The sequence below is a fragment of the uncultured Methylobacterium sp. genome (assembly GCF_964244095.1).
Taxonomy (GTDB): domain Bacteria; phylum Pseudomonadota; class Alphaproteobacteria; order Rhizobiales; family Beijerinckiaceae; genus Methylobacterium.
Genome location: NZ_CAXTHR010000174.1, coordinates 1 through 8,170, shown reverse-complemented (window position 1 = coordinate 8,170; position 8,170 = coordinate 1). Strand labels below are relative to the sequence as shown.

General features: G+C 70.0%; 8 protein-coding genes. 2 read left to right on the top strand and 6 right to left on the bottom strand.

From position 1 onward, the window contains the following. Both clpA and clpS read right to left on the bottom strand, forming a co-directional pair. The coding region (gene clpA, locus ACFE86_RS19800) for an ATP-dependent Clp protease ATP-binding subunit ClpA (protein WP_375457038.1) at nt 1-1,993 on the bottom strand (1,993 nt) is incomplete at its 3' end. Between the two features lie 26 nt (nt 1,994-2,019). Then, a complete protein-coding gene (gene clpS / locus ACFE86_RS19795; protein ID WP_375457039.1) occupies nt 2,020-2,421 on the bottom strand; it encodes an ATP-dependent Clp protease adapter ClpS in 402 nt (133 codons plus the stop codon). Nucleotides 2,422-2,887: 466 nt separating this feature from the next. Between clpS and ACFE86_RS19790 the strand changes: the two genes are divergently transcribed. Beyond that, nucleotides 2,888-4,384 carry an SPOR domain-containing protein gene (locus ACFE86_RS19790; RefSeq protein ID WP_375457037.1) on the top strand — a complete coding sequence of 499 codons (1,497 nt, stop codon included), beginning with the start codon at nt 2,888-2,890 and terminating at the stop codon, nt 4,382-4,384. Nucleotides 4,385-4,490: 106 nt separating this feature from the next. Here ACFE86_RS19790 and ACFE86_RS19785 read toward each other — a convergent pair whose 3' ends face one another. Both ACFE86_RS19785 and ACFE86_RS19780 read right to left on the bottom strand, forming a co-directional pair. Further along, nucleotides 4,491-5,198 carry a DnaJ domain-containing protein gene (locus ACFE86_RS19785; protein WP_375457036.1) on the bottom strand — a complete coding sequence of 236 codons (708 nt, stop codon included), beginning with the start codon at nt 5,196-5,198 and terminating at the stop codon, nt 4,491-4,493. A gap of 4 nt (nt 5,199-5,202) precedes the next feature. Further along, entirely contained in the window at nt 5,203-5,598 is a 396-nt protein-coding gene (locus tag ACFE86_RS19780) for a hypothetical protein (RefSeq protein WP_375457035.1), read from the bottom strand. A gap of 441 nt (nt 5,599-6,039) precedes the next feature. Here ACFE86_RS19780 and ACFE86_RS19775 point away from each other — a divergent pair, with 441 nt between their 5' ends. Then, nucleotides 6,040-6,255: a hypothetical protein gene (locus ACFE86_RS19775; protein WP_375457034.1), complete on the top strand. Its 216-nt coding sequence runs from the start codon at nt 6,040-6,042 to the stop codon at nt 6,253-6,255. Nucleotides 6,256-6,491: 236 nt separating this feature from the next. Here ACFE86_RS19775 and ACFE86_RS19770 read toward each other — a convergent pair whose 3' ends face one another. Beyond that, complete coding sequence (locus tag ACFE86_RS19770) at nt 6,492-7,145, bottom strand: class II aldolase/adducin family protein (RefSeq protein WP_375457033.1); 654 nt, start codon at nt 7,143-7,145, stop codon at nt 6,492-6,494. A gap of 104 nt (nt 7,146-7,249) precedes the next feature. Next, on the bottom strand, nt 7,250-8,170 hold a 921-nt coding region (gene oxlT, locus ACFE86_RS19765; protein ID WP_375457032.1), incomplete at its 5' end, for an oxalate/formate MFS antiporter.

The window sequence follows — 8,170 nt, the reverse complement described above, 5'->3', positions numbered from 1 at the left end:
GGCCGAAGGAGATGATCGAATCGAGCCGGTTGCGGAATTCCGGCGCGAACAGCTTGTTGATCGCCTCGACGTCGTCGCCCGACCGCTTCATCTGGGTGAAGCCGTAGGCCGAGCGCGCCATGTCGGAGGCGCCCGCATTCGTGGTCATGATGATGATCACGTTGCGGAAATCGACCTGCTTGCCGTTGTGGTCGGTGAGCTTGCCATGGTCCATCACCTGCAACAGGATGTTGAACAGGTCCGGATGCGCCTTCTCGATCTCGTCGAGCAGCAGCACGCAGTGCGGGTGCTGGTCGATGCCGTCGGTGAGCAGGCCGCCCTGGTCGAAGCCGACATAGCCGGGCGGCGCGCCGATCAGGCGACTCACGGTGTGGCGTTCCATGTATTCCGACATGTCGAAGCGCAGCATCTCGACGCCGAGCGACGAGGCCAACTGCTTGGCGGCCTCCGTCTTGCCGACGCCGGTCGGGCCCGCGAACAGGTAGGAGCCGATCGGCTTGTCGGGATCGCGCAGGCCCGCGCGCGCCAGCTTGATCGCCGAGGTCAGCGCCTCGATCGCGTTCGGCTGGCCGTAGACGACGCGCTTGAGGTTCTCGGTCAGGTGCTGGAGCACCACCGCGTCGTCCTTCGACACGGTCTTGGGCGGGATGCGCGCCATCGTGGCGATGGTCGCCTCGATCTCCTTGATGCCGATGACGCGTTTGCGCCGTGCCTCGGGCACCAGCATCTGCGAGGCGCCGGTCTCGTCGATCACGTCGATCGCCTTGTCCGGCAGCTTGCGGTCGTTGATGTAGCGCGCCGACAGCTCCACCGCGGCCTTCACGGCCTCGGTGGTGTACTTGAGCTTGTGGAACTCCTCGAAGTACGGGCGCAGGCCCTTCACGATCTCGATCGTGTCGGGGATCGACGGCTCGTTGACGTCGATCTTCTGGAACCGGCGCACCAGGGCGCGGTCCTTCTCGAAGTACTGGCGGTACTCCTTGTAGGTGGTCGAGCCGATGCAGCGCAGCGTGCCGGCAGCAAGCGCCGGCTTGAGCAGGTTCGAGGCGTCCATCGCTCCGCCCGACGTGGCGCCGGCACCGATCACCGTGTGGATCTCGTCGATGAACAGCACCGCGTTCGGGTGCGCCTCGATCTCCTTCATCACCTGCTTGAGGCGCTCCTCGAAGTCGCCGCGGTAGCGCGTGCCGGCCAAGAGCGTGCCCATGTCCAGCGAGAACACGGTGGCGTCGGCCAGCACCTCCGGCACCTCGTGCTGGATGATCTTGCGCGCCAAGCCTTCGGCGATCGCGGTCTTGCCGACGCCGGGGTCGCCGACGAGCAGCGGGTTGTTCTTCTGGCGGCGGCACAGCACCTGGATCGTGCGCTCGACCTCGGTGTGGCGGCCGATCAGCGGGTCGATCTTGCCGTCGCGCGCCTTCTTGTTCAGGTTGACGCAGTAGGCGTCGAGGGCGTCGCCCTTCTTCTTGGTGCGGCCCTCGCCGTCGTCGCTCGGCCGCTCCCCGGTCCCTTCCTCCTCGGCGCCGCGCACGGGCTTCGACTCGGAGGCGCCGGGGCGCTTGGCGATGCCGTGGCTGATGTAGTTGACCGCGTCGTAGCGGGTCATGTCCTGCTCCTGCAGGAAGTAGGCGGCGTGGCTCTCGCGCTCGGCGAAGATCGCCACCAGGACGTTGGCCCCCGTCACCTCCTCGCGGCCCGACGACTGCACGTGGATCACCGCGCGCTGGATCACTCGCTGGAAGCCGGCCGTGGGCTTGGCGTCCTGCCGGCCGTCGCCGGTGAGGTTGGACAGTTCGGTGTCGACGTACTCGACGAGGCTGCGCTTCAGCGTGTCGATCTCGACGTTGCAGGCGCGCATGACGGCGGCCGCATCCTGGTCGTCGACCAGCGCGAGGAGCAGGTGCTCCAGCGTGGCGTATTCGTGGCGGCGCTCTCCGGCGAGCGCCAGGGCGCGGTGGAGGGCTTGTTCCAGGCTGCGTGAGAAGCTGGGCAAATGCTCGGGCCTTCTGCTGCGGGGGCCTACTTTTTTTCCATAACGCACTGCAGAGGATGTTGGTGTTTGCGTGCAAAGTCCATGACCTGCGTCACCTTGGTCTCGGCGACCTCGTAGGTGAACACGCCGCACTCCCCGACGCCGTTGTGGTGCACGTGCATCATGATCTGGTAGGCGTCTTCCTGGGTCTTGTTGAAGAAACGCTCCACGACGAGCACGACGAATTCCATCGGCGTATAGTCGTCGTTGAGCAACAGCACCCGATACAGGCTCGGCCGCTTGGTCTTCGGCTTGGTGCGCGTGATGATCGCCGTATTCGAGCGATCGTCGCCCCCCGGCGACCGCGGGTTCGCGGCGGTCGTCGCGGTCCCGGCCGCCCCGGAGGGAGGCCACCGTCTGTCGGCGGGGGGATGAGCGGTGCCCCGCATCGGGACGTCTGTCATCGTGATCGAACCGGCTCCACTCTCGGCCGGGACTTTTCGCATGAGTGCGGAGGGCCCGGACGCGTCGAAGCCAATCTAGAGGGTGGGGCGCGGTTTCGCCAGTCTTCTGCGCGCAACTGTCCGCGGCGGCGGCGCCTCAGCCTCCCGGAGCCGATCCCGCCGGATCGGATCGCGCCTCAACCGGTGGTCCGGCCACTGAGCGCGGCGAAGCCGCCTGGCCAGCATGTTCGTGTCGCCTGGACAGCACGTTTGTGCGGTGCAGCATCAAACGTCGATCCGGCCTGTGCCGCACAGGCAGGCCGCGACAGGGTCGTGACCCATTAACCGCGCCGTAACTGCGCTGACCTAGCGTGTCCGATAGACGTGATCGGGCCACGCCGCAGGGCTCGGCCGACGCGGATGGTGCGATGCAAACCGGCTGCGGCCGGTCTGTCGAGGGCGATGAGTCGTGATGCGTAGCGTTCCAAGCCGCCCCCGGACGGCGGCCGCGATTCCGGCGGTCCTCGCCGCCGCAGCCATCCTGACGGCGCTGGCATCCCCCGCCGAGGCGCGCCGTCGCGGCCATCACGTTCGCCCCGGCGGCGGCTACAGCCCGCCCTACGCGGCGATGGTCGTCGACGTGAAGACCGGCCGGACGCTGCATGCCGTCAACGAGGACGCCCTGCGCCACCCGGCCTCGATCACCAAGGTGATGACCCTCTACATGCTGTTCGAGCAGATGGAGAAGGGCCGCCTCGCGCTCGATTCGGACCTCACGATCTCGGCCCACGCAGCCGCCCAGGCCCCGTCCAAGCTCGGCCTGCGCCCCGGTTCGACCATCGCGGTCGAGGATGCGATCAAGGCGATCGTCACCAAGTCGGCCAACGACGTGGCCTGCGCCATCGGCGAGAACATAGCCGGCTCCGAGGAGCGGTTCGCCGAGTTGATGACCGCCAAGGCGCATGCCCTCGGCATGAGCCGCACGCGCTACGCCAACGCGTCGGGCCTGCCGGACGCCGACCAGATCACCACGGCACGCGACCTCACCGTGCTGGCGCGCGCGATCCAGGACCGCTTCCCGCGCTACTACCGCTACTTCCAGACCCGCGCCTTCGCCTTCCGCGGGCGCACCATCGGCAACCACAACCGCCTGCTCGGCACCGTCGAGGGCGTCGACGGCATCAAGACCGGCTACACCCGCGATTCCGGCTTCAACCTGATGACGGCGGCCAAATCCGACGACCGCCAGATCGTGGCGATCGTGCTCGGCGGAAAGTCGGGCGCGAGCCGCGACCGGATCATGGCCGACCTCGTGCGCGCCAGCCTGCCGCGCGCCTATGCCGGCGCCCGCCAAGTGGCGCCGACCGTCGAGGTCGCCGAGCGCGCCCGCCCCGCGGTGGTCGCCGACGCGGTCTCGCGCACCCGGACGCAGGTGGCGTCGGCCGAGGACGACGAGGTCGAGACCACGAGTTCGACCGATGCCGGCGAGCCGCTCGACATCGGCCCGAGCCGCTCGACGGCGACGCCGGGCGGGGCCTGGAAGGGCGGCGCGCAGCCGCTGCCGAAGGCCGCGCAGGCCTATGCCGGCCCGCCGGCCGGGCCGGCCGCGTTCCCCGGCGGCGCGCGCAATTCCGGGAAGTCCGACGCCCGGATCGCCTCGGCCGACGGCGCGGGCGCCCGCACCGAGGCCCCGAAGCCGGTGGCCGGACCGAAGGTCGTGCCGACGGCGTGGGTGATCCAGCTCGGCGCCATGGACGACGAGGGCAAGGCCAAGGCGATGCTCGCGGACGCCCGCGCGCGGGCCGGGGGCAGCCTCGCGAAGGCCGCGCCCTACACGGTGAAGGTCGAGCACAGCGGTGCGACGCTCTACCGGGCCCGTTTCTCCGGCTTCCAGGAGCAGGACGCGGCGCAGGACGCCTGCTCCGCGCTCAAGCGCAACGGCTTCAACTGCTTCGCCACCCGGAGCTGACGCGGCCCGGTCCCACGGGCGGCCGTTCGCCGCCTGGAATCAAGGCCGACGGCCACCCCGCCGCCGGTCCGAACACCCCAAACCATCTGGCAACGCGCGTGGAGTTTCAGCGATGTCGGTTCGTCAGCCTGTCCCGGGCCGCGTTGACGCGGGCCGCGTGCTCGGCGCTGCCCCCCTGGTCGGGGTGGGCCCGCTTCATCAGCGTCCGGTGAGCCGTGCGGACGGCCTCCGGGGTCGCCCCGCGCTCAAGCCCCAGGACCTGATAAGCCTCGTCCTGCGTCATCGCCCCTGGCTGCGGCGGGCGGCTCGGCCCCGCGTCGCCATCGCGCTCAGCGTCTACACGCCAGCCGGGATGCCGGCGGTCGAGATACGCCTCTAGGGGTGCGACGCCGCCGGGATCGTGCGCCCGGCAGACGGCGAGGATCAGCGACAGGTCCGCCGGCGCGAGGCTGTCGAGGCGCCGCCCGGCATACGGGCCACCGAGCACGACGCCGTCGCCGACGCCGCCGTCGTCCCGGAGCGTGAACGCGACGAGCGCCGGCCTGCGGCGCGCGGCGGCTTTGGAGGCGAAGATCAGCCGCTTCAGCCGGCCGGCCAGCCGCTCGGGCCCTTCCAGCAGCCAGACCCCGCCGAGGCCGAGGACGAGCGCGAGGCCGGGCTGCCCGCGCAGAAGCAGGATCGCGGCGAGCGCGATCGCCGCCCACGCGCCGGCCCGCCGCAGGAAGCGGGCGTTCAGCGCCGGGTTCGGACGCGCGCCGTTCCTCGCGAGCCACCACAGGCCGAGGCAGGCGATGAGGCCGAGGGCGAGGCCCATCGCGTCAGCGCCGCGCGTCGAACGCGGCGCCGATGCGGCCGCCGATGCGGATGTCGGTTCCGTTGCCGAGGTCGTAGACGCCGGTCTCGCGCTTCGGCGCGGGCGCGCCACGCGATCCGCAGCCGGGCCGCGGCGGCAGGCGCACGCCCTCCGGCGCATCCTCCGGGCAGAGGCGGGGACGCTCCGGCTTCCCGGCCGGCCGCGCCGGCGATGCGGAACCCGCCAGCAGCGCAGCGAGCACGGCGAAGGTGACCGCGGCCGGTCTCCCGCGACGCCCGCCAGCGCGGGCCGGATGCGGCGCGCGCACCCGGCCCGCCCGGTCACGGGGTCGATCGAAGGCCGCCCCCTCGGGGACGGTGCGATCGTCGGCCGGCACGATGCGCGCGGAGCGGTCCGGCACGACGAATTTTCCTCGACATCCACATACGCCGCGTCGGCGGCGGCGCGATCCCAGGGTGCTTAACGTGGCGTTCAGCGCGCGCTCTTCAACATTGGCCAAGGCGCACGGTCGAAGGCGCACGGTCAAGGTGCGGCACCGCACCGTCCCGGTGCGGTGCACGCGCTAACGAAATGGTCATTCCTTGGGACGACACTTTTCGCAAGACGAGACGAGCACCGGGGAGGCTCGGGCGGCGGTTCATGCCGGTGGCAGGCAGTGCGGCACGCGCGGTTTGCGACCACATCGTGACCGGTTCCTGACGAAAGCACTGAAACGACCGTGAAGCTGCCTCAGTGATGCTTCGATTCCTGGACCAAATACGCTGTGGACCTCGCGGAGCGGCCCTTGCTGCCGACGCGGACGCCTGAACGGACGACGCCGTTTCGGAAGGAAAAACACGACATGGAAACCGAGGCCCTGGAACGACCCGCCGATCTGACGATCTGGCGCACCCTTCCGGCGAGTTCGCCGCTGGCCCAGCCGAAGCGGTTCAGCACCCTGCGCGAGGCGATCGCCGCCGCGGCGGGCGCGCTGACCGACCCGGCCAAGCAGCCGTGGATCATTACCGAGGAGGGCGAGATCCTGTCTCCGAACTGGATTCGCACGTACCTGAACTGATCCGGTTTCCGGTTGATCGGTTCGGCTGCGCGCCCTCCCTCCCCCCTCTGCGGGGGAGGGAGGCCCTCGGCTTACGCGAGGGTCGGTAGAAGGGAGCGCCGCATCCGGAAGCGTCGCTCCCCTCTCCCGACTTAGCTCACGGGCCACCCTCTCCCGCAGAGGGGAGACGGAGAGCCGGGCGGGCGATAACCGCGAACCGATCAACCGGAAACCGTATGATCCGCTTCCGGCAGCCGTCACGGTATCCGTGCCCGCGGCCCGTATCGCCTGAACTTCTCCACGTTCCGCGCGATCTCGTCGTCCGGCAGCACCACCGGCGTTCCGACCTGGAGCGCGACGGCGTATTGGCGGCACAGCGTCTCCATCTCCACCGCGAGCCACAGCGCCTTGGCCAAGTCCGGTCCGGTGGCGATCATGCCGTGGTTGGCAAGCAGGCAGCCGGTGCGGCCCTCCAGCGCCTCCAGGGCGAGGCGCGACAACGCCTCGGTGCCGAAGGTGGCGTAGCCCGAGCAGCGGATCGTCGGTCCGCCGACGGCCGCGATCATGTAGTGGACCGCCGGAATCGCCTGCCGGCACATCGCGAAGGCGGTGGCGTAGACCGGGTGGGCGTGGACCACGGCGGCCACCTCCGGCCGGTGGAGCAGGATGTCGCGGTGGAAGCGCCATTCCGAGGACGGGGCCAGGGGATGGTCGAAGCCGCCATCGCGGTCCAGGAACACGACGTCCTCCGGCGTCATCCGTGCGCTCGGAAGTCCCGACGGCGTGATCAGCAGGCCGTCGCGCCAGCGCAGCGAGACGTTGCCCGACGTGCCGCGGTTGAGCCCCTGCGCGTCGAGGCCGCGCGCCGCCACCACCACGGATGTCCGCGCTTCGGTCTCGTCGGCATCCATCCGCGTTCCTCCGGGCCGCGCTCACCCGTTACGCGCGAAGGCCCGGCACCGTAAAGCCGGTGCCGGGCCCATCATCGATCACGCGTGTTCGCGAGGAGGCCGCGTCAGGCCGTCACGACCCCGCGGCCGGCTTCCACCTCGGCGGGCGTGAGCAGCGCGTTGGCGACGACGCGCTTGCGCCAGGGCTTGAGCACGGCGATGGCCAGGATCGAGGCCAGGATGTTGGCGCCGGCCGCGAGCAGGAACACGCCGTCCCAACTGCCCGTGCTCTGCTGGAGGTAGTTGGCCGCAGGCACCAGCAGCGCCGCCGTGCCCTTGGCGGTGTAGAGCAGGCCGGCATTCGTCGCCGCGAACTTCGACCCGAAGGTGTCGGTGCAGGTCGAGGGGAAGAGCGAGTAGATCTCGCCCCAGGCGAAGAACACGAAGCCGGAGAGCAGCACGAACCACAGGGGATCATGGCCCCAGAGGTAGAGCATGTAGATGCCGAAGCCCTCCATCGCGAAGGCGATGAACATCGTGTTCTCGCGGCCGATCTTGTCCGAGACCCAGCCGAAGAACGGCCGCGTCAGCCCGTTGAGCACCCGGTCGATCGTCGCCGCGAAGGTGATCGCGACCATCGTCACGCCCAGGATCGTCACCGGGATCTTGTCGACGCCGATGTCGGAAGCGATCGGCTTCAGGTTCGCGGTGATCATCAGGCCGCCGGCGCCGACGATCACGAACATGAAGTACATCAGCCAGAAGATCGGCTGGCGGGCGACCTCGCCGGGCGCGTAGTTCCGGCGGGTCTGGATGACGTTGGCGTTGATCGCCGCCTCGGGCACCTGCCCCTTCTTGGGCGACGCCAGGAAGAACGCGAGGATGCAGACGATGACGCCCTGGCCGATGCCGAACCAGAGGAACGCCGCCTGGAAGCCGTTCTCGGCGATCATCCACTGGATGGGCGCGACGGTGAAGGCCGAGCCGGCGCCGAAGCCCGCGGCGGTGATGCCGGCGGCCAGGCCGCGCTTGTCCGGGAACCACTT